This is a genomic window from Pontiella desulfatans, from assembly GCF_900890425.1.
Taxonomy (GTDB): Bacteria; Verrucomicrobiota; Kiritimatiellia; order Kiritimatiellales; family Pontiellaceae; genus Pontiella; species Pontiella desulfatans.
The window spans coordinates 2,496,668-2,518,213 of sequence record NZ_CAAHFG010000001.1 but is presented as its reverse complement, the minus strand read 5'-3'; the positions used below and the strand labels follow the sequence as shown (position 1 = coordinate 2,518,213).

14 protein-coding genes are annotated in these 21,546 nt (G+C 58.8%); 12 read left to right on the top strand and 2 right to left on the bottom strand.

Going from position 1 to position 21,546, the window contains the following annotated elements:
- The first annotated feature begins 43 nt into the window (after positions 1-43).
- From E9954_RS08950 to E9954_RS08900, 12 genes are all read left to right on the top strand, one after another.
- Positions 44-4,897: a DNRLRE domain-containing protein gene (locus tag E9954_RS08950; RefSeq protein ID WP_136078840.1), complete on the top strand. Its 4,854-nt coding sequence runs from the start codon at positions 44-46 to the stop codon at positions 4,895-4,897.
- Positions 4,898-4,915: 18 nt separating this feature from the next.
- The gene (locus E9954_RS08945) at positions 4,916-5,152 is read left to right on the top strand and encodes a hypothetical protein (protein ID WP_136078839.1); all 237 of its coding nucleotides are present in this window, start codon (positions 4,916-4,918) and stop codon (positions 5,150-5,152) included.
- A gap of 183 nt (positions 5,153-5,335) precedes the next feature.
- Entirely contained in the window at positions 5,336-5,992 is a 657-nt protein-coding gene (locus E9954_RS08940; protein ID WP_136078838.1) for a hypothetical protein, read from the top strand.
- 127 nt (positions 5,993-6,119) lie between these two features.
- A complete protein-coding gene (locus E9954_RS08935; RefSeq protein WP_136078837.1) occupies positions 6,120-10,436 on the top strand; it encodes a choice-of-anchor I family protein in 4,317 nt (1,438 codons plus the stop codon).
- A gap of 71 nt (positions 10,437-10,507) precedes the next feature.
- Positions 10,508-11,590 carry an endonuclease/exonuclease/phosphatase family protein gene (locus tag E9954_RS08930; RefSeq protein ID WP_168442105.1) on the top strand — a complete coding sequence of 361 codons (1,083 nt, stop codon included), beginning with the start codon at positions 10,508-10,510 and terminating at the stop codon, positions 11,588-11,590.
- 98 nt (positions 11,591-11,688) lie between these two features.
- Entirely contained in the window at positions 11,689-12,795 is a 1,107-nt protein-coding gene (locus tag E9954_RS08925) for an ATP-dependent 6-phosphofructokinase (RefSeq protein WP_136078835.1), read from the top strand.
- A 57-nt stretch (positions 12,796-12,852) separates the two neighbouring features.
- On the top strand, positions 12,853-12,975 hold the full coding sequence (locus E9954_RS33470) for a hypothetical protein (RefSeq protein ID WP_281281205.1): 123 nt from the start codon (positions 12,853-12,855) through the stop codon (positions 12,973-12,975).
- Positions 12,976-13,224: 249 nt separating this feature from the next.
- Entirely contained in the window at positions 13,225-14,130 is a 906-nt protein-coding gene (nadA, locus tag E9954_RS08920; protein ID WP_136078834.1) for a quinolinate synthase NadA, read from the top strand.
- 94 nt (positions 14,131-14,224) lie between these two features.
- The gene (nifU, locus tag E9954_RS08915) at positions 14,225-15,055 is read left to right on the top strand and encodes a Fe-S cluster assembly protein NifU (RefSeq protein ID WP_136078833.1); all 831 of its coding nucleotides are present in this window, start codon (positions 14,225-14,227) and stop codon (positions 15,053-15,055) included.
- Positions 15,056-15,099: 44 nt separating this feature from the next.
- Positions 15,100-15,501 carry a GxxExxY protein gene (locus E9954_RS08910; protein WP_136078832.1) on the top strand — a complete coding sequence of 134 codons (402 nt, stop codon included), beginning with the start codon at positions 15,100-15,102 and terminating at the stop codon, positions 15,499-15,501.
- Between the two features lie 49 nt (positions 15,502-15,550).
- Positions 15,551-16,717, top strand: a complete 1,167-nt coding sequence (nifS, locus tag E9954_RS08905; protein ID WP_136078831.1) for a cysteine desulfurase NifS — start codon at positions 15,551-15,553, stop codon at positions 16,715-16,717.
- A gap of 138 nt (positions 16,718-16,855) precedes the next feature.
- A complete protein-coding gene (locus E9954_RS08900; protein ID WP_136078830.1) occupies positions 16,856-19,291 on the top strand; it encodes a pre-peptidase C-terminal domain-containing protein in 2,436 nt (811 codons plus the stop codon).
- Positions 19,292-19,351: 60 nt separating this feature from the next.
- On the opposite strand, the gene E9954_RS08895 is transcribed toward E9954_RS08900, so the two are convergent.
- Together E9954_RS08895 and E9954_RS08890 are read right to left on the bottom strand one after the other, a co-directional pair.
- The gene (locus E9954_RS08895) at positions 19,352-20,215 is read right to left on the bottom strand and encodes a hypothetical protein (protein WP_136078829.1); all 864 of its coding nucleotides are present in this window, start codon (positions 20,213-20,215) and stop codon (positions 19,352-19,354) included.
- 4 nt (positions 20,216-20,219) lie between these two features.
- Positions 20,220-21,539, bottom strand: coding sequence for a phenylacetate--CoA ligase family protein (locus E9954_RS08890; RefSeq protein WP_136078828.1), 1,320 nt, complete (start codon positions 21,537-21,539; stop codon positions 20,220-20,222).
- Positions 21,540-21,546: the final 7 nt, after the last annotated feature.

Below are 21,546 nucleotides of genomic sequence, written 5' to 3'. Positions count from 1 at the left end.
GAACGAACCTTGGCGCAACTTTTACCCCAAGGAGTCGTTCACCGTGAAAAAAATCGCCGCGTTTTTTTGTCTTTCCCTTCTTGCCGCACAGGCTCAAACGAATCTGCTCTACGAGGATTTTGAAGACCCAACGGTTGGCTACGTGCCATCGATCGCGGAACTCTCCGATGGGGAAGGGGACTATTTCGGGCGGGTTGCCTCCGACGGGATTTCGGTGGGTTCGTATGTGGTTTACACGAACCTGCATGGCAATGGTTATTTCGGCGGGCAGGACATGGATGCCGATCCCGGTGCGCCGGGGGGCGAAGCAACGCTCTCATGGAACGGCCTCGACATCTTCGGCATGACCGGCTTGGTGTTTTCCGCCCTGTTTGCCGAAGACGTCGGCTACAACGGGGACGATGACTGGGACGCGGCGGATTTTGCCCACGTTGAATACCGGATCGACGGGGGCGGTTGGAACAACCTCCTGTGGTTTGAAAACGATGGTGCCCAATATAATTCGAAAGCGTATGAAGATACGGATTTTGACGGTATCGGGGACGATGCGGCACTGACCGATGCCTTCACGCTCTTCGAAAAAAGCATCCCGGGCACGGGGGCGGCGCTCGATTTGCGGATTAGCCTGCACCTCGATTCGGGCGATGAGGATATTGCGTTCGACAACGTAACCCTTTCGGGCTACGGCACGGGGGCGGTGTTCGTGGAGAATCCCCAGGATGTTTCCGCTGAGCCGGGCGGAGCGGGGCAGGTCAATGTTTACTGGAGCCCCAACGCCAATGCCGACGATGTGCTTATCGCCCGTAGTACAAACAACGTGTTCGGCATCCCGGCCAAAGGAACAGCCTTCTCCTATGTGGACACGGTTCCGGGTGGCGGTGAAGTCATCTTCAACGGTTCGGGATTTGTGGTCATGAACGCCGGGCTGGAAGAAGACGGGGAATACTATTTCCGCATTTGGTCGGTCGATTCGGAAACGAACTATTCATCCGGCGTGACGGTCAACGGCCTGGCCAGCGAATACAACGAGGGCATCCACGTGATCCATGTGAACGATGTCCACTCCCGCCTGACCACGCACGATTACGACATCACGGGCACGAATGATGTCCCGGTGCTGGAGAAGGTGGGCGGCGCGGCCTACATGGCCGCCAAGATGCTGGAGCTGGCCACTGCGGAACCGGGGTCGGTGATCGTGGATGCCGGGGACGTTTCGGAAGGGAACGTGCTGGGCGACATCGACGGCAACCGCGGCCTGATCCAGTTCTACAACGAGCTTGACCGCAAACTGAAACTGCAGCGCGGGCGCGGACTCGACGCTTCGGTGGTCGGCAACCACGACGTGCGCCACATCGACATGCTCAACAACATGAAGAACCTCGCCAACTTTCCGTTCATCTCCATGAATATTGTACACGAGGGAACCACGACGCCCTATTTCGACCCGTATGTAACGGTCGTGGCCGACGGCAAGAAGGTCGGTATTCTCGGCTACACCACCGACACCTCCTCGCACCTCGAGGAAACCACCGAACCCGTGATTGACGTGCTGACCTGCTCCTGGAACAACAATGCCAGTGACATACAGATCAAGGGCTATGTCGACCACCTGCGCAACGTGGAGCAGTGCGACATGGTGCTGCTGCTGGTCCACGTCGGCCATAGCCGCGTTGCCAGCGATTCCGACGGCAAATGGCAGTTGGTCGAAGACGACGGCCAAACCGAACCGCCGGACGTCGTGGTCGGCGGCCACTGGCACACCATGACCGAAACCGTTTGGCAGCCTTCCGACATCAACCACAAAACCATCATTGCCGAAGCCGCATCCTATTGCCAGTACGTGGGCGAGATTGAATTGGCGGACGACGGATCGTATATCGATTCATGGAAGAATGTGGTGCGCTGCGCCGACATCACGCCGGATCCGGATGTGGCCCAGGTGGTCGAAGACCTGAAAACGGAATATGCCCTGAACCCGCACACCAAATACGGCGACACCAACGTGGCCTACGCGCTCGACCAGGTGATCGGCTACAGCGCGGTCGACCTGCGTCTCAACAAGGACAAATGGTTTACGCACTCCGAGTTCCCGTGGGCGGGCGACAATGCCGCCGGGGCTTGGGTGTCCGATTCCATGCAGTGGTACATCGACACCCAGACGCCCGACAGCTGTGATCTGGCCCTGCAGTCCGGTGGCGGCGTCCGCCGCGACAACGCCGCCGGCGAGATCACCTATCTCGAACTCTACGAAACCTATCCGTGGCAGGACGACAATATGGTGTTGATTGAAGCCACGGGGCAGGAAATCTGGGACTTCATCGAAGAAGACCACTGCGGCACCTCCATCTCCCGGGGCTGGCAGGTTTTCGCCGATGACGGTGTGATCTACAAGATCGAAAAGGGCGGCGTGCCGATCAACCCGACCGACACCTTCAATGTGGCGGTCAGCAAATACATGTATGCCCACGACAACGATTTCGCGACCGGCGGCTGGGGCGACCCGACCCCGGTCGAGTACGACTATTCGATCCGCCAGACCATGATCGACTACACCTCCCAGTTCACGAGCAACAACCCGATGCAGGTGGCCAGCGACCGCTATGTGCTCAACACCGGTTCGGCCGGGCGCTTCCGTGCGGTGGTCACCATGGTGGACGACGCCAACTCCGAACCCTACTTCGAAAGTGCCTATGTCCGCCTGCTCAGCGCGACCGACGACACGGTTGCCCGCCGCGGCGGTTATGTGGATGCAAACCTGGTGAATGCCGACGGTTCCATCAACGCGACCAACCGCCTGGCGGAAGTCATGCTCTACCGTTCCTACCTCGGCTTTGAGGAGGGCGCGCTGACCAACGGCATGCTGATCGACATCGAAGGGGAGTTCGGCTTCCATGCCGGCAACCCGCAGTTCGTCGACCAAAAAGGCATCGTGGCCGACGGCGTCGAGTTCCGCATCGTCGGAACCAACACTGCGCTGGCCCTGCCGGACTTCAAGGGTTCCATTTCGGAGTTCTGGGACGAATACCACGAAAACCGCTATGTTGCCTTCGAGGGCGAAAAAACGGGCAGCCACAAAATCACGGACCGCATGGGCCAGACCCTTTCGGTCTATACCGAAGGCGGCTACGACCTCATGGCGTTGCCCGGGGACATCGGCGACCACCTGGAGCTGGCCGGCGTGCAAACCATGCGCTACGACGAGCGCCGCTTCCGCTGCGCCGAAGCCTATGTGGTCGAAAGCGCCCCGGTCGATATCGATTACCTTCCCTTTTCCTTGGTGGATGCGATTGTGCCGGTTCAACAGGGCGATTCCCCTCTCATCCTTGCGGCCTCAGCCTCCGATTCCACTGAGGAATCCCTTTCCATCCTGCTGCCGACCGACGATGCGCACGTCGAGTCCGGCGACCAGGGCCGCAACAGCGGAAGCAGCCCAAACCTCTACCTCCAGTCCTCGGCCTCCTCGCCCTACGGGAACGAGCGCATCTGGACCCGGTTCGATCTCAGCGGAATACCCGCCGGAGCCGTCATCGGTTCCGCCGCCCTCGAACTCTATTGCTACGGCACATACAACGCGACCAGTGAAATGGATGTGGATGTCCACGGTGCGACCGATGACAGCTGGAGCGAAGATTCCATCACATGGAGCAACCAGCCGCTGTTCGGAGCATCGCTGGACATGGCCACCCTCTCCACCGAGAGCTACAAATGGTATGGGTGGGACGTGACCTCCTTCGTGGAAAGCGAGCGTTCCGGCGATGCCGCGGTCAGCCTGGTGGTCAAGGCCGCGGTCGAAGACGCGGCAACCGCCAACAACTTGGTCTTCGATGCCAAGGAATACAACGGCGGCGCCAAAGGCCCCTTCCTGAAGATCGACTATGCAGAACCCGTCGTAACCGGCGGCAGCGTGGCAAGCGTCGATTTCTACTACCGCCACTCGATCGACGGCAGCGCATGGACCGAATGGACGATCGCTGGAACCGCCTCGGTGGCCCCATGGAACCTTTCGTTCGTCTACCCCGAAGGCGATGGCTGGTATGAATTCTTCTCCGTGGCCACCGACAACACCGGCAACGAGGAACCCATGCCGCGCTTCGCCGATGCCCGCGTCCTTTTCACGTTCGATCCCTCGGCCATCGGTTTTGCCGAGGCGCTCGACAACCACCTGGATTGGACCACCGGCGGATCGTCGAACTGGTTCGTGCAAACCGTTGACACCGGCGATGGCGTAGATGCCGCCCGAAGCGGTTCCATTGCCGACAAGGAAACCAGCTGGCTGGAAACCTCGGTGGCCGGCCCCGGAACCCTGACCTTCCAATGGAAGGTTTCGAGCGAGGATCGCTTCGATGGTCTGGCATTCATGGTGGACGGGAATGACGAACTGGTTCTCAACGGCGAAGTGGATTGGACGGAAGCCTCCTACCAGATCGAGGACAATGCTTCCCACGTCCTGCGCTGGGAATACTACAAGGACAGCACCCTTTCGACCGGCGAAGACTGCGGTTGGCTCGACCAGGTGCTCTGGATGCCGCACTACGAAGGCTTTGCCCTCTGGGCAAATGAAATGGGCTATGCAGGCGACCTGGCCGCGTTCCTTGCAATGGACAACAACAGCAACGGCGTGCCCAACGCATTTGAATACGCCTTTGGCACCAACGCCCAGAACGGTCTGATGCTGGGCATCAGGCTGGTGGACGGAAAGCCCGTCGTCGAAACCCCGGCGCAGGACGTTGCCACCCTGCCGTACGTCGATGTGGCGGTGCTCGGCTCCACAAACCTGATCGACTGGACACTGACCGTCCTGCCGACCAACGGCGCCCCCGACGGTTGCGCATGGTTCCGCACCGAAACACAACCCACCAACGCCTTCTTCAAACTCGAAGCCGGACTGGTGGAATAGACGATTGATTCTTGAGCAATGAAAAGAACATACGCCGGATTGACCGATCATCCAAGACGCGAGCGGATCGGACATGGAAATCCATCGGATTGGACCATTGTGAAGGAGTTCCACGCCAAGGCCCAGGCGCGCCTGTGGCTGCAAAGAATGAAGGAAGCCGGATGCGAAACAGACAAGGAGGTACCGGACTGGGGTTGGGGCTTCACCTACACGCTCCCCCGGGTCGGCCAAAAACGGGAGGGGCGGAGCGGCTAACGATGGGCAAGCGAATTCCTCAGGGAACGCTAATCCGAAACAAGGCAATCCCAAGCGCGGCCTACGCACTCCACTAACACGGATGGTCGAAAGTGGCGGGGTTGATGCAGACGGCATCGGCGGAAGCTGATGAAGCAATCTGGAAATCAGGCAGGAAAACCAAAGCAGTACAGGAGAAATAAAATGAAGAAGGTGTGGGGAATCATATTGGTGTTGGGGTTTGCGGTAGGCGCCAATGCAGGAATCATTTTGACGGGCGTGCTGGATGGCGACCTCTCCGGAGGCACCCCAAAAGTCGTGGAACTGTATGTGGACGGCACGGAAGACCTTGCCAACTACAAGTTTGCTTACCAGCAGAACGCTGGAACTTCGTGGAGCTTCAGTTCTACCCTGAGCGGAACCTATACCGATGAATTCGTCTATTTGGTGGATACCGACAACGATGATGAATTCGCGAGCTGCTTCGGTTCCTCCGGCGATTTCGCAAACGTACTTATTGTTGCTTCAATTGCCCACAACGGCGACGACCGTGTCGGCATTGCCACCTCATCCGATGTGCTGGTCGATTACTATGGTGCGGCTGGTGTGGACGGTAGCGGGCAGAGCTGGGAATACACCGATGGCTTCGCTTATCGCGATGACGGCACCGGCCCTGATGGCACATTCGCCGAATCCAATTGGGACATCAGCTTGGGTGGGGTAGACGGGCTGGATGCCGCAGGGCATGGTGCCACGGTTCCCTTCGGCACCTACGCTATTCCCGAACCGATGACGCTTTCCTTCATCGCGTTGTTCGGCGGCGGGCTGCTGTTTGTGCGCCGCCTGTTCTCGATGGGATAGACCAGGCCGGGGGGCGACGCTCCGTCGGAGCCATCACGGCTCGGACGGCACCCACCCTCCATTTCAACCAGAACATGTATTTCATGAATCCGGGTGGTCCGGACGCAAAATTCAAGGAGATGACAAGATGAAGACTAAAATGTTGGGCCTGCTGCTGGCAGGAGTTGCGATGACTGGAGCCGTTTGCGGTCAATCGCTTATCATTTCAGAAATTGTCGATGCGACGGAAAGCGGCGGTTTGCCGAAATTTGTCGAGTTAACGAATGTGGGGGAAACCCCGGTCAATCTTTCCAGTTTCGGAATCGCCAATTTTAACAATGGTGCCACGAGTTCCAGCTATGCGTCCTACACGTTGCCTGATGTTGATCTGGCCGCCGGCGACTCCTATGTTCTTTCCTATGAGAGCGGCGATGTGCCGGGTACCAATACGTTCCTGGATGTTTACGGGTTCGAGCCCGACAACTATGATCAGAGCTCCTTCTTTAACGGAGATGATGTCATCATCCTGTTCAACACCAACGGCTACCCTGGAGGTAATGCTGCTGTGGTTCAGGACGACATTGTCGATGTCTTCGGGGTTCTCGGAACAGATGGAAGCGGCGAACCATGGGAATACATGGACAGTTACGCGTACCGCAATTCCGCTATCACGGCACCGAACAGCACGTTTACGCTCAGCGAGTGGACCTTCGGCGGCGCGAACATCCTCGACGGAGTTGGGGCAGCAGGCATTGCGGCCGCAACTGATCCGGGAGCACACCTCTTCGAGGCCGCCACCGCAAGCAGCATTGCCCTCGTGCCGGCTGGCACGATCGAGCTGGCTGAAGGCGCGGAAATCGTCGCCTTCGACGAGAACACGGCTACTGCGTTTGTCACCACGCCGGCGGACGGGCTTGCAATCATCGACCTTTCCGATCCGACCGCCCCGCTGCATATCGGCTCCCTGCTGACCAACGAGCTGATCAACAGCGTTGCTGTTCATGACGGTCTGGTGGCTGTTGCCGTGGAGAGCGGTTCCAGCGCCCCGGGCGCAGTGGTCTTCCTCGACGCCGCAACCGGCGCAGAAACCAACCGCGTCGTGGTCGGCATTCTGCCGGACAACGTGGTCTTCTCGCCAAACGGGCTGATGGCACTGACCGCCAACGAAGCCGAAACCGGCGACCATGCCGACTACGGCGCAGGTTCGATCAGCGTGATCGATCTTTCTGCGGGAGTCGCTTCCGCAACCGTCACCAACCTTGGCTTCGAGGCGTTCGACAGCCTAACCAACGAACTGCGTGCCGCCGGTGTCCGCATCTTCCCGGGCTGCCTGCCTTCGCAGGACTTCGAGCCGGAGTTCGTTGCGGTCTCCCCGGACAGCACGCAGGCCTTTGTGACCTTGCAGGAAGCCAACGCCATGGCGGTGGTCGACCTCACCGTACCGGCCATCACGGGCATTGCTCCGCTCGGCCTCAAGGACTGGAGCCTGCCGGAAAATACGCTCGACGCCGGCGACAAGGACGCCGGCATCAACATGACCAACTATCCCTTCTTCGGCATGTACATGCCCGACACCGTGGTTTCCTTCGAAGTGGGCGGCGCAACCTACTACGTCATCGCCAACGAAGGGGACTCACGCGACTATCTGGATGTGGACGAAACCCGCCTGGAGGATGTGACGCTCGACACCAACGCCTTCCCGAACGCGGCCATGCTGCAGAGCCGCGACTGGGCCGGCCGCCTGAAGGTTTCTTTGGTTGATGCCGACACCGACGGCGACGGCGACTTCGACGTGGTCTATGCCTACGGCGGCCGCTCCTTCTCCATCCTGGATGAAAACGGCACCATGGTCTACGACTCCGCCGACGCCTTCGAAACCTACCTCGCCACCGAGCGCCCGCAGCTGTTCAACATCGACGATGGCGACCCGGGCGAGTTCGATAAGCGTTCCGACGACAAGGGCTGCGAGCCCGAAGCGGTGGAAGTCGGCGTGGTCGACGGCGTCATCTATGCCTTCATCGGATTGGAACGTGTTGGCGGCATCATGGTGTACAACGTTTCCAACCCCGCCAGCCCTGAGTTCGTTCAGTTTGCCCGGCTCTACACCGACGCCGCGCCGGAAGGCATGGAGTTTGTTGCGGCAACCAACAGCCCGAGCGGCAAACCGCTCCTGCTGGTCGCCAACGAAGACAGCAACACGCTGACCGTCTACGGAATCGAAACCGATGCAACCGGCCTGGGCCTGCAGTTCCTGCATGCCTCCGACCTCGAGGGCAGCGTGGATGCGATCGACAACGCGCCCAACTTTGCGGCCGTGGTGGAAGCGCTCGAGAACGATGCCGCGGGACGGGGCATTGGAAGCGTCCTGCTTTCGGCTGGGGACAACTATATCCCGGGGCCGTTCTTCTCCGCATCCGGCGACTACTCCATGCGCTCCGTGTTCCAGTCTTCCTACTCGAATTTCTTCGATGTGGCCGGCCTGGACAACGTGCGTGAGGGCGGTGGACGCGCCGACATCACCATCATGAACCTGATCGGTTTCGACGCCTCCTGTTTCGGAAACCACGAGTTCGATGCCGGCACCAGCGCGGCGGCCGAGATCATCGGCCAGGATCTGCGCGGCGGCACGCTCAACGACGTCCGCTGGCCGGGCGCCCAGTTTCCGTACCTCAGCGCCAACCTGGACTTCAGCGCCGACGCTAGTCTGGGCGGCCTGTTTACGGACAGCCTGCTGGAAAGCGCTGCGTTCGCTTCCACCTCCAGCACCCTGACCAATGCCGTGCCGAAAATCGCACCGCTCACCATCATCAATGTCGGTGGCGAGCGGGTAGGGGTCGTCGGGGGTACCACACCGATTCTTGCCTCCATCTCTTCTCCGGGCGATGTGGCGGTAAAAGATCCGGGCGCCGGTTCCAACGATATGGCAGATCTCGCGGAAATCCTGCAGCCGCAGATCGACCGCCTGACGGTTGCCGGTGTGAACAAGATCGTTCTGGTCACGCATCTGCAGCAGCTCGCGCTTGAAACCGAACTGCTGCCGTTGCTGAGCGGTGTTGACATTGCCGTAGCCGGTGGGTCGGATACGCTCCTGGCGGACGGGGATGACTATCTGCGTGCCGGTGATGTTGCAGATGATACGTATCCGCGAACAGCTGTCACCAAAGATGGTGAACCTGCGCTGATCGTCAGCACGGATGGCGAGTATAGCTATGTCGGTCGACTGGTGGTGGACTTCACGGTTGATGGACAGATCGTCACCACCAATCTGGACAGCACGGTCAACGGCGCCTACGCCACCGACGACCAGGGCGTGAGCAATCTCTGGGGTTCCGTCGCGGCCGCCTACTACGCTGACGGCAAAGCGGATCGCGTCAAAGAAATCACCGATGGGGTTGAGGGTGTCGTGATCGCCAAGGACAGCAACGTCTTCGGCCACACGTCGGTCTTCATCGAAGGCCGCCGCGAGTTTGTGCGCACGGAGGAAACCACCCTGGGCGATCTCAGCGCCGACGCCAACCTCTGGATGGCGCAACTGGCCGACCCGACGGTTGCCGTTTCCATCAAGAACGGCGGCGGTATCCGCGCCGAGATCGGCGCGATCGACGGCTACACCGGTGAACTGCTGCCGCCACAGGCGAACGCACTCTCCGGCAAGCTCGAAGGGCAGATTTCGCAGCTCGACATCGAAAACTCGCTGCGCTTCAACAACGGCCTGACGCTGATGAACCTGACGGCCACGCAGCTCTGGTATGTGGTTGAACACGCGGTGGCAGCCACCGCAGACGGCGCCACGCCGGGCCAGTTCGGCCAGTTTGCCGGCATTGCCTTCACCTTCGACCCGAGTGCCCCGGCCTACAGCCGTGTGCAGTCGCTCGCGCTGACCGATGCTTCCGGCTCGGCAACCAATGCGATCGTGGCCGCCGGCCAGATGGTTGGCGACCCGCAGCGCCCGATCCGCATCGTGACGCTGGATTTCCTGGTGAACTTCGGCGGCGACAACTATCCGTTCGATGATTATGAAGCGGCGGATGCCTTCTTCGTTGATCGCGTGGATCTGGCGGATGCCGGTCTGGCTGCCGGAACGGCAACCTTTACCGCCCCGGGCGGTGAGCAGGATGCCTTGGCCGAGTATCTGGCCGCCTTCTACCCGACCAACGGAACAGCCTATGCCATGGCCGAAACGCCGATTGAGGAAGACACCCGCATCATCTACCTCACCAGTCAGGCCGACACGATGTTTGCCGCCACGGGCGGCAGCATCGGGGTCGATGCCGCCACCGGCGAGCGCCAACTGGGATGGGCAGGTATGTCCGGAGTCGAATACCAGGTGCTGTTTGCCACCAACCTGAACCAGGAAGTTTGGACGCCGGTGGGCAGCGCGGCCGCCATCGATGGCACGATCGTCCTCGACGACGCCACAGACCGCGGCGAGGCCGGCTTCTACCGCATCCAGATCGCCGAGTAACCGGCAGTCCAACCGTAAGAAAAACCAGAGACGCCCCGTTCGCGGGGCGTCTTTGTGTATTAAAGGAAATCATGAAAAAAGTGACCCTCTCGCTGTTTGTCCTCTGGGCAGCAGGTTTGTTCCCGGCCGCCTGGGCGGACAGCAACGTGGTTGTCCGCGTGATGGCGGCGAATACCACGAGCGGAAACTACCAGCGCTACGAGTCGCCGGGGCTCAACATCTTCAAGGGGCTCAGGCCCGACATCGTCGCGGTGCAGGAATTCAACTATGCGGGTTCCTACCGCGACATGGTCGATGACGCCTTCGGCGAGGAGTTCGACTATTTCCGTGAAAGCGAAAGCGGCTACGACATCCCCAACGGCATCATCAGCCGCTATCCAATCCTCGAAAGCGGTTCGTGGGACGACAGCAATATGTCCAACCGCGGTTTTGCCTGGGCACGGATCGATGTTCCCGGCACCAACGACCTCTATGTGGTCAGCGTCCATTTCAAGGCCAGCAGTTCCGACGCCGCGCGCCGCGGATTGGAGGCCTCCCAGCTCAAAAGCCTCATCCAGGCCAACTTCCCGGGCCACGCATGGATTGTGCTCGCCGGAGACTTCAACATCTATTCCGAGACCGAAGCGGCGGTCACCACGCTCGAATCCTTCCTGTCGGATTCGCCGGTGCCGGCCGACAAGAACGGTGACACCGGAACCAACTCCAGTCGTTCGCGCCGCTACGACCGCATCTATTTCAGCCCGTCCATGGCCCACACGCAGGTGCCCGTCGAAATGCCGTCGCGCACCTACGCCAACGGACTCGTTTTTGATTCCCGCATCCATACCCCCTTGTCCGAAGTTTATCCCGTGGCTGCCGGTGACTCGGGAGCTGTCAACATGCAGCATATGGCCGTGGTTCGCGACTTTGCGCTTCCGTTGCCCTCTGTCGAGCCACCGCTTCAAGCCGTGCTGGGACACCCAGTGTATTCCGCCGGAGAATTCCAATGTGCATTGACCGGCAGCACTGGACAACCGTATGTCGTTCAATCCTCGACCAATCTAACGGAGTCCGAATGGGTTCCGGTGCAAACCAACTTCGCACCGTTTACCTTCACTGAGCCCGACACAAGCGAATCCTCCCAACGCTTCTATCGCGCCCTCGCACTGCCGTAACCGCCCGCTTTAAAGTGGAGTACATTTCATTTTCCAATGATTGGACTAGAGATGCCATCGAAGGTGGGCTACAAACCACGCATAGGAGAATTTTCACTATGCCAAGCAAAACGAAATGCATCGGAATTTTAACGTCGGGCGGGGATTGTCCGGGGCTGAACGCGGCGATCCGCGGGGTGGCGAAGGCCGCACTGGGACAGGGCACCAAGGTGATCGGCATCAAGGATGGCTTCCGCGGCCTGGTGGAAAACCGGATGCGTGCGCTGGAGGACGGCGATGTCAGCGGCATCCTGACCCATGGCGGCACCTTCCTGGGGTCGAGCCGCGACAAGCCGCACCGGATGCCGATGGGCGGCAAGGTGCTCGATATGACCGAGGTGGCGGTATCGAATGCCCAAAAGAACCACATCGACTGCCTGATTTGCCTGGGAGGCAACGGCACCCAGAAAAACGCGATGCGGCTGCACGAGGCGGGGTTGAACGTCATCACGTTGCCAAAAACCATCGATAACGATGTGGCCGGCACCGACATCACCTTCGGGTTCGATTCGTCGATGGCGATCGCCACCGAGGCCATCGACCGGTTGCATACCACGGCGAGCAGCCACCATCGCGCCATCGTTTGCGAAATCATGGGGAACAAGGCCGGTTGGCTGGCCTTGGGCGCCGGGATTGCCGGCGGGGCGGATGTGATCCTGCTCCCGGAAATCCCGTACGACATGGATCATGTGGTTGGGCATTTGCTGGAGCGTCGCCACCATAACAAACGCTTCTCCATCATCGCCGTTGCCGAGGGGGCGATTTCCAAGCAAGAAGACCAGGACGGCCGGAAAAAGAAAAACATGGCGTCGGATGAAGAGATCGAGGGCTTGATCGCGGAACCGGTGGCCAACCGTATTGCGCGGGAAATCCAGCAGGCGGCGGGAATCGAGGTCCGCTACACCTCGTTGGGGCATGTCCAGCGCGGCGGGACGCCCACGGCGACGGACCGTTTGCTCTCCACCCGCTTCGGGACCAAGGCCGGCGAGCTGTTGCAGGATGGAATCTATAATGTGATGGTGGGGTTGAAGGGGGAGCACTGCGTGGCCGTGCCGCTCGCCGAGGTGGCTGGATTGACCAAGGTGATTCCGCCCAACCATCCTTGGCTAAAGGCCGCCGCCCTGGTGGATACCTGCCTGGGCGATGAGCTTAATCGGATGGAATGAGGAATTGGTGGAGGTGGGCTTCTGTTCATCAATCCATAAGGTCCGGAGGACAAACCCATGGGATGCAAGAAAGACAAACCGAATAAAAAGAACAAGGACGGCAAGTTCGAGTGTTCGAAGTGCGGCGCCGTTGTGAAGAAGAAAGACAAGGTCTGCAAGCCCAAGAAGCTTAAGGAATAGGTGTCGTGGCTCCCGTTCCTTTCGTAGGCTTGATGTTAAATCCAGATTGACGATCGTCAATCTGGATTTAATACGTTGGAGATGCCGGGCTGGGGCGGCGCTGGTTTTTCCGACGAAAATTGCCGGGGATGCCTTGTTTCCTACAACAATGTCGAAATGGGCCGGGCCAATGGTACCGATCTGTTATCCTTTTTGTTTTGTTTTTAGGCCGGTGTTCGTTTTATATACGCGCCTTTTTGAGGGAAAACCATGCAATCGATTGAAGAGAAAATCCAGCAACTGAAGCGCGAGCGCGGTGCCATCATCATCGCCCACAACTACCAGCCCGACGAGGTGCAGGCCATCGCCGACTTTACCGGCGACTCGCTGGAACTCAGCCGCAAGGCCGCCGAGCTGGAGGAGGACGTGATTGTCTTTTGCGGGGTGCACTTCATGGCCGAGACCGCCGCGATCCTGAGTCCGGAAAAGACCATCCTGCTACCGGACCGGTTTGCCGGGTGCCCGATGGCGGATATGATTACCGCCGAACAGCTTCGGGCGAAGAAAGCCGAGCATCCGGGGGCGGTGGTCATTTGCTATGTCAACAGTTCCGCCGCCGTGAAGGCCGAGTGCGACCTCTGCTGCACGTCGTCGAATGCCACGGCCATCGTTGCCTCCGTTCCGGCCGACCGGGAAATCATTTTTGTGCCCGACACGCACCTCGGCCACTACATCCAGAAAGAGCTCGGGCGGGAGATGATTATCTGGGACGGCTACTGCCCGACGCACTCGCGCATCCGCGACATCGACATCAAGCGCGAGCTGGCGGACCACCCGAACGCCAAGGTGATGGCGCACCCCGAGTGCCCATTGCCGATCCGCGACTTGGCCGACTATCTGCTATCGACCGGGCAAATGTGTACGCATGCCAAGGAGTCGGACGAAAACGAGTTCATTGTTGCCACCGAAATGGGGCTGCTCTATCGCCTGCGTAACGAAAACCCGGAAAAGAAGTTTTATTCGGTTAGCGACCGCGCTCTTTGTCCGAACATGAAAAAGATCGATCTGGAAAAGATACTTTGGTCGCTCGAGGACATGCAGCACCGCGTTACCGTCCCCGAAGAGACCGCCAACAAGGCGCGCCGGTCGATCGAGAGCATGCTGGAACTGAGTTAGGTTGAAACCTGAAATTTGAAACGTGAAACCTGAAGGGTGCCTGCTGGCCTCTGTTCGGGCAATACGAAATACGTAGTACGTAATAGGTAAAATTATGTGGGAATACACGGACAAGGTTAACGATCATTTCAAGAACCCGCGCAATGTCGGCGCGGTGGAAAACCCCGATGGCGATGGCCTGGCCGGTTCGCTGGCCTGCGGCGACGCGTTGCGGCTGACCTTCAAGCTCGACGGTGAAAAGAAGATTTGCGAGGCCAAGTTCCAGACGTTTGGTTGCGCCAGTGCGATTGCCTCTTCCTCGGCGCTCACCGTAATGCTGATCGGCAAGACGATCGAAGAGGCCGAACAGATCACCAACAAGGAGATCATCGAATATCTCGGCGATCTGCCGAAGCAAAAGGTGCACTGTTCCGTGATGGGCCGCGAGGCTCTCGAAGCCGCGATCTACAACTACCGCACCGGCAAGACCCTCGACCGCAAGATCGATGGCGAGGTGGTCTGCCACTGCTTCGGGGCAACGGACAAGGAAATCGAGAAGGTGGCGCGCGAACAAAACCTGACCACTGCGGAAGAGGTCACCAACGCCTGCAAGGCCGGCGGTGGGTGCGGCCAGTGCATTCCCGAGATCGAGGAAATCATCAACCGCGTGATAGGGGAGGAAAAAGCCAAGACTGAAGAGAGGCCCAGGCTCACCCAGCTCCAGAAGATTAAACTCATTGAGGAGACGATCGACCGGCAAGTCCGCCCGATCCTGCGCCGCGACGGGGGCGATCTCGAACTGCACGATGTCGACGGCGACCATGTGCTGGTCAAGTTTGTCGGCGCCTGCGTCAGCTGCCCGGTCTCGTCCGTTACGCTGAAGGATGTGGTCGAAACCCAGCTCCGCGAAGCCATCTCCGACGACATCGTTGTGGAAGCGGTTTAGTTTTTACAACAGAAGATCGCAAAGGACGCGAAGGAAGATCCGCAATGCACCCACTTTATGAAAAAGCAAATGCACTCAGCTACAAGGTTATCGGAGCAGCGCTTGAGGTTCATAAGGAAATGGGTAGTGGCTTATACGAAGCAATCTATGAAAAATGCCTGATGAGGGAATTGGAACTTCAGGGAATTCCTGCCAAGAATCAAGTTGTGGTTCCTGTTGAATACAAAGGCTATGCCTTTGAAGAACCCTTGCGGCTTGATGTCATTGTAGACGATTGTCTAATTCTGGAACTCAAGTCCGTTGAGGTGGTAATGCCTGCTCATAAAGCCAAGTTGCTAGCTTACATGAAGTTAATGAATATACCTCTCGGGTTGGTAATCAATCATCACGAACCTATTCTCAAGAACGGCATCTCAAGAATGATCCTGCAGGGAGCCGATCAATAACCCCCTTCGCGCCCTTTGCGGCCTTCTGTAAAAAATCTGAGGACAGGAAATGAAAAGTTCAGTTTATGTAGACAACAATGCGACCACCGCCGTTGCGCCGGAAGTTACGGAGGCGATGCTTCCTTACTTCACGGAGCAGTGGGGGAACCCTTCAAGCATGCATACCTTCGGCGGCGGCGTTAAGAAGGCGCTGGACGCCGCGCGCGAAAAGGTGGCCGCCTTGCTTGGCGCCGAGCATCCCAACGAAATCATTTTCACGAGCTGCGGTTCGGAATCCGACAACATGGCGATCCGCGGTGCGGTCGATGCCATGGGTGGGCATCCGCACCTGATTACGACCCGGGTGGAGCACGCGGCAGTCCTTGGCCCGTGCCACTATCTCGAAGACAAAGGCTTCCGCCTCTCCACGCTCGAAGTGGATGAAAAGGGCAACCTCGACCTGAACAAGGTGCACGAGTTTTCAATATCCGGCAAAAAAACCGTTGCCTCCATCATGTGGGCAAACAACGAGACCGGTGTCATCTTCCCGGTTCCGGCCATTGGCAGCATTGTGAAGCAGGGCGGGGGCATCTTCCACACCGATGCGGTTCAGATTGCCGGGAAACTGCCGATCTCCGTCAAGGATACGCCGATCGACCTGCTCTCCATTTCGGGGCATAAGCTCCATGCGCCGAAAGGCATCGGGGCGTTGTATGCCCGTCGCGGCACCAAGATCACCCCGCACATCATGGGGGGGCACCAGGAGCGCGGCCGCCGCGCCGGCACCGAAAACGTGCCGTATATTGTCGGGCTTGGAACGGCCTGCGAGCTGGCCATGGAGCGGATGCAGAAGGATGCCATGCACGAGCGCAAGCTACGCGACCGCCTGGAGGCCGGCATCCTCGCCACCTGCAAGGGGGCCAGTGTGAATGGCGCGGGCACGGAGCGACTGCCCAACACGAGCAACATTAGTTTTGAATATGTCGAGGGCGAAGCCATTCTGCTGATGCTCGACGATATCGGCATCTGTGCCTCGACCGGTTCGGCCTGTGCCTCGGGGTCGTTGGAACCCTCGCATGTGTTGCGGGCCATGGACGTGCCGCGCTCGATGCTGCACGGCTCGATCCGCTTCAGCCTCAGCCGCTACAACACGGATGAGGATATCGACTATGTCCTTGAAAAGCTGCCTCCGATCATCAGGCGTCTACGCGAGCTTTCGCCCTTTGCCGAGGATTAATGTGGGCGTGCCCACCACTCGGTCAGCCTAAAGCTTACGAATCTTTAACGTTGTTTTTATTTTTCTTCCGCAGTTGCCGTTGCTAAGTTGTCGTTTCTAGCAACGGTGCTTAAGCATGCCGTTTGGCAAGGAGGAACAATGAAAAAAATTGGTGGTGTCCTATTCTTTCTCATGGCGGCTTTCGGCGTTTTTGCCGACGATGCCTATGAACCCAACAACACCCTGGCCGAGGCCTTTGTGCTGGCTCCGGATGTGTGGTTGGGCGACCTCCTTGGGCTCGGCAGCGCGGAGGACGATGATTGGTTCGAGATTGTTGTGCCCGCTGGATATGAGCGGGTGACGGTCGATTGCCTCTTCCTTTCCGGGCTGGGGGATCTCGACCTGGAGCTGATTGATGGCACGGGCACGCCGCTGGCATCTTCAGCATCAGTTGACGACAATGAATCCATCGATTACATCGTGCCGGCGGCGGGGACCTACTATATCAAGGTGTTCCCATATGGCCCGTCAGACATCGGCAACACCTACAACCTCATGTGGTCGGCGTTGGCGCCTGCTCCATCGGGGGCGGGAGATGATGAATATGAAAACAACGATGACACTTCCAGTGCGTATCCGTTGCCGGAGAGCACCTGGCTTTCCGATCTGCTGGGCACCGGCGTGCAGGCCGACGAGGATTATTTCCGGATCGAGGTTTCGCCCGGATATGAAACCGTTTCGATACAATGCCTTTTCTCCCAGGCCGACGGTGACATCGACCTCTATCTGCTCGATGCAGCAGGTTCTCCGATCACCAGCTCCTTAACCGGAACCGACAACGAGAGTATTACGGCGATCGTCTCCGGCGCGGGCACCTATTATATCCAAGTGGTTGGCTATGGCGGCGCCACCGACAATGCCTACGACCTATGGTGGGATGACTTTGCCGTGGTTGGAACGGATGATGATGAATACGAAACCAATGACGATCAGGGGAGTGCCTTTGCTTTTTCGAAGGAGAAGACCTGGCTCTCCACCTTTCAGGGCCGTGGCATCCAACTCGATCAGGATTGGTATGCCATCGAGGTTTCGCCCGGCACGGCGTATGTCGAGGTCGATTGCCAGTTCACCAACGCCGCAGGCGATCTGGATGTCGCGCTGTACGGCACGCTGGGTCAACTGCTGACCAATGCAACCAGTGCGACGGACAACGAATATATCCTCTTCCCGGTAACCGCCGCGGGCACCTACCACATTGTCGTGAATGGGGCGGGCGGACTAGTGAAAAACAACTCCTACGATCTGTGGTGGGACGATATGGCGGCCGCAATCCCGTTGGACGACGAATATGAAGCGAACGACTCCCTATCAAGCGCCCATCCCTTTACCCAGGAAAACACCTGGCTTTCAACCCTCCAGGGCCCGGCGATCCAGGCCAATGACGATTGGTATGAAATCGAAGTGACTCCCGGTTTTTTGTGGGTGCAGGCCGACTGCGTATTCAGCCATGCGGAGGGCGATATTGACCTTGTGTTGTTCGATTCCGGAGGTTATGAGGTGGACTCGTCCACATCGACAGACGACAACGAGTCGATCACCACGAGCGTTCCGGCCCCGGGCACCTACTACCTGCTCGTGAATTATGGCGATGCCGGCAATAGCTACGACCTGAAGTGGGACGACCTGGATGCGCCGCTGGTGCAAACCGATGATGCCTACGAGGAGAATGATTCCTTGGCGGAGGCCTATTCGTTGGTGAACAACAAGGATGCCTGGCTCTCGGATCTGCTGGGGGAAGCCGTGATGCTCGACGATGACTGGTTCATGGTTACCGTGACCGGTTCCACGCAGCGCATCCTGGTTGAATGCCAATTTACCCATGTGGCGGGGGATATTGATATTGAGCTTCACGATGCCTCCGCGGTGATTGAAAGTTCAACCTCTTCCGGCGATACCGAATCGATCGATGCCGAAGTGGTTCCCGGCGACTATTATGTCCGGGTGTATGGATACGGCGTTGCCGCCGGCAACAGCTACGACCTATGGTGGAGCACCGCCGAACCTTCGAACTCGGCCCCTTACGGGCTATCGGTCGATGCCGGTTTCGTGGAGGAAAATTCGCCCGTGGGCACGTGGGTCGGCACGCTGCAGTCCGAGGATGAAAACCTGGGAGACACCTTTGTCTATACGCTCGTGCCTGGTCTGGGCGATGCCGACAACCACCGGTTCATGATTGCCGGCGACCAGCTCTTTACGGCGGAAATGCTGGACTTCGAGCAGGCCAGCTCGCCGACGATCCGTATCCGGACGACCGACAGCACCGGGCTCTGGTATGAGCTGCCCTGGCTCATCGATGTCTTCGATGTCGATGAAACGCCGACCATCACAGGCTACTCGGTCCAGGGGAACGGCGATGTTGAAATCAGCTGGTCAAGCATCGTCAACAACAGCTATTCCGTGGAGGCCTCCACGAACTTGCTCGAAGGCTTCCATGTGGTGGAAAGCAACATTCTGGTGACGCCTCCCGAAAACACCTACACGGGTGTGGTTGGCGAAGCACCGCAAACCTTCTGGCGCATCGTCGTTGAGGAGTAGCGAACGGCAGAATGTCGAACAAGGAACCTCGAATCACAAGAGGCCATTTTTTTTCAACCTCTAGTTGGGCAAAGCCAACTCCAAGTGGTCTCTTGCCTCCTGGTAGAGCTGGAAAACACCCGTGAAGAAGAACAGCTTGGTTGTTTGATCGCTTCCGCGTTCGGAGATTTCGATGAAGAGTCCGCCTTTTCCGTGGAGGGGCGGGTGCAGGCGGATGTCGCGGATCGTGTTCATTTCAATGGTTCGGCGCTTGATCAGCGAGGAAATGCGGATGCGATTTGGATGAAGTTCCACCTTGAGCGGTTCGGTGATGGCCGACTTGAGGGAGAGCAGGGGGAAGAGAAGGAAGGCCGCACCCCAGTAGAGGCCATGCATGCACGACCAAGCCGCAAGGCTTCCGAAAAAGGCCAACAGCAGCAGATGCATGATGTGAAACCCAATATGCTTTCGGTAAATGCCCTGCTTTGCGTTGCTGCCATGGGCGGCAAGCTGAAGGCTCACTAGATCCAGCAGGTTTCCGAAGTTTTCGAATTGGAACTCGAGGCGGATTTTCCTGCCGTCGTTTGCTTTCAACATGAGGCATCCGCGTTGAGTCGATTCCGCGACTTCGGCGATTTCGGCCCACTGGAGCGTTGTGGTTCCCTTGGCCGCGTGCGATGTGATTCCTTCTTCCGTGACGTCCACATGGTCGTTCCGCATTTTGCTGGTTGCTGCGCAGAACAGGACGAAGAGGGCATAGCAGGCGGCGCACGCAATCCAGGTCCAGCGGGGCGCGGAATTGTCGCTCAGTTTGGGGGTGAAGTAGAGTGCGATACTCGCGAGCAAACCCACGGAAAAGAAAACCACCCCGAAAATGAACATCGCCTTGGTGCCGCGCGTCAGCCCATAGGTTTCCCTGAAGGAATCTGGGGGGATGGGCTGCACGGGATCAAACCTTCTTCCGCCGGTCGATCACGCGCTGGGCCTTGCCAACGAAGCGATCGAGCGAGCTGGGCGAAACCAGTTCGATGTTCATGCGCAGGCCGGTGGTGCCCTGGATGGCGCGGTCGATCTTATCCTTGAGCTCCTGCATCTGCTTCATGCTGGAGCTAAAGGATTTCTCGGTCATCTCCACCTTGACCGTAGCCACGTCCTTGCGGTCGGGCCGGTCGACTTCGATCAGATAGTGGGGGGCGGTGCCTTCGACGCGCAGCAACGCCTGTTCGATCTGCGAGGGATAGACGTTCACGCCCTTGATGATCAGCATGTCGTCGCTGCGTCCGGTCACGCGGCTCATGCGCACGGTGGTGCGGCCGCAGGCGCATGGTTCGGGGTTGAGCGAGGCAATGTCGCGGGTGCGGTAGCGGATGATCGGCATCGCTTCCTTGCACAAGGAGGTGAAAACCAGCTCGCCTTCCTCGCCTGGACCGACCGGTTCGAGGGTCTCGGGATGGATGCATTCGACGATGAAGGCATCCTCGGAAATATGCATGCCGTCGCGCACGGCGCACTCGCCGCTGACGCCGGGGCCGATGACTTCGCTCAGGCCATAGTTGTTGAAACAGAGGATGCCCATTTCATCTTCGATGCGGGTGCGCATGTCCTCCGTCCACGGCTCCCCGCCAAAGTGGGCATACTTTAAATTCAGGGCGGAGCGGGGGATGTCGTTTTGGAGAATGAACTCGGAAATGTTCAGCGCATAGCTCGGTGTGCAGACCAGCGCGTCCACCTGCATGTCCATCATCAGCATGATCTGTTTCGGGGTGTTACCCGCCGCCGCCGGAATGACCGCCGCCCCGACATGCTCGATGCCATAGTGCAGTCCGAATCCGCCGGTGAACAGGCCATAGCCGAACGCAATCTGAACCGTGTGTTGCGGCAGCAGGCCGCCGCCGGTCAGGAATCGTGCGCACAGGTTTGCCCACACCTTCAGGTCGTTATGGGTGTAGGCCACCATGGTTGGGGTTCCGGTGGTGCCGGACGAACCATGGTAGCGCGCCACCTCCGAGCGGTCCACCGCCAGCATGCGTACCGGATATTCTTCGCGGAGATCGGCCTTGGTGGTGAAGGGCAGGCGCTGAAGATCATCCAGCGATTGGATCGTGCCGGGCGTTATGCCGGATGCGGCAAACGCCTCCTTATAAAAGGGAACATGCTGGACGCGCTCCACCGTCTCCTTTAGCTTCGCGCCCTGCAGCGCCGCCAACTGGTCGCGTGGCAACGCCTCTTCCTGGTCCCAAATGCGGTTTTCGACAACAAATTTACTCATGCTAGGT

Excerpts from the sequence above, each read along its gene's own strand:
- E9954_RS08890 (WP_136078828.1), bottom strand. The coding sequence starts at position 21,539 with ATGAGTAAATTTGTTGTCGAAAACCGCATTTGGGACCAGGAAGAGGCG.
- E9954_RS33470 (WP_281281205.1), top strand. The coding sequence starts at position 12,853 with ATGGGATGCAAGAAAGACAAACCGAATAAAAAGAACAAGGACGGCAAG.
- nadA (WP_136078834.1), top strand. The coding sequence starts at position 13,225 with ATGCAATCGATTGAAGAGAAAATCCAGCAACTGAAGCGCGAGCGCGGT.
- nifU (WP_136078833.1), top strand. The coding sequence starts at position 14,225 with ATGTGGGAATACACGGACAAGGTTAACGATCATTTCAAGAACCCGCGC.
- E9954_RS08900 (WP_136078830.1), top strand. The coding sequence starts at position 16,856 with ATGAAAAAAATTGGTGGTGTCCTATTCTTTCTCATGGCGGCTTTCGGC.
- E9954_RS08930 (WP_168442105.1), top strand. The coding sequence starts at position 10,508 with ATGAAAAAAGTGACCCTCTCGCTGTTTGTCCTCTGGGCAGCAGGTTTG.
- nifS (WP_136078831.1), top strand. The coding sequence starts at position 15,551 with ATGAAAAGTTCAGTTTATGTAGACAACAATGCGACCACCGCCGTTGCG.
- E9954_RS08945 (WP_136078839.1), top strand. The coding sequence starts at position 4,916 with ATGAAAAGAACATACGCCGGATTGACCGATCATCCAAGACGCGAGCGG.
- E9954_RS08925 (WP_136078835.1), top strand. The coding sequence starts at position 11,689 with ATGCCAAGCAAAACGAAATGCATCGGAATTTTAACGTCGGGCGGGGAT.
- E9954_RS08935 (WP_136078837.1), top strand. The coding sequence starts at position 6,120 with ATGAAGACTAAAATGTTGGGCCTGCTGCTGGCAGGAGTTGCGATGACT.
- E9954_RS08940 (WP_136078838.1), top strand. The coding sequence starts at position 5,336 with ATGAAGAAGGTGTGGGGAATCATATTGGTGTTGGGGTTTGCGGTAGGC.
- E9954_RS08910 (WP_136078832.1), top strand. The coding sequence starts at position 15,100 with ATGCACCCACTTTATGAAAAAGCAAATGCACTCAGCTACAAGGTTATC.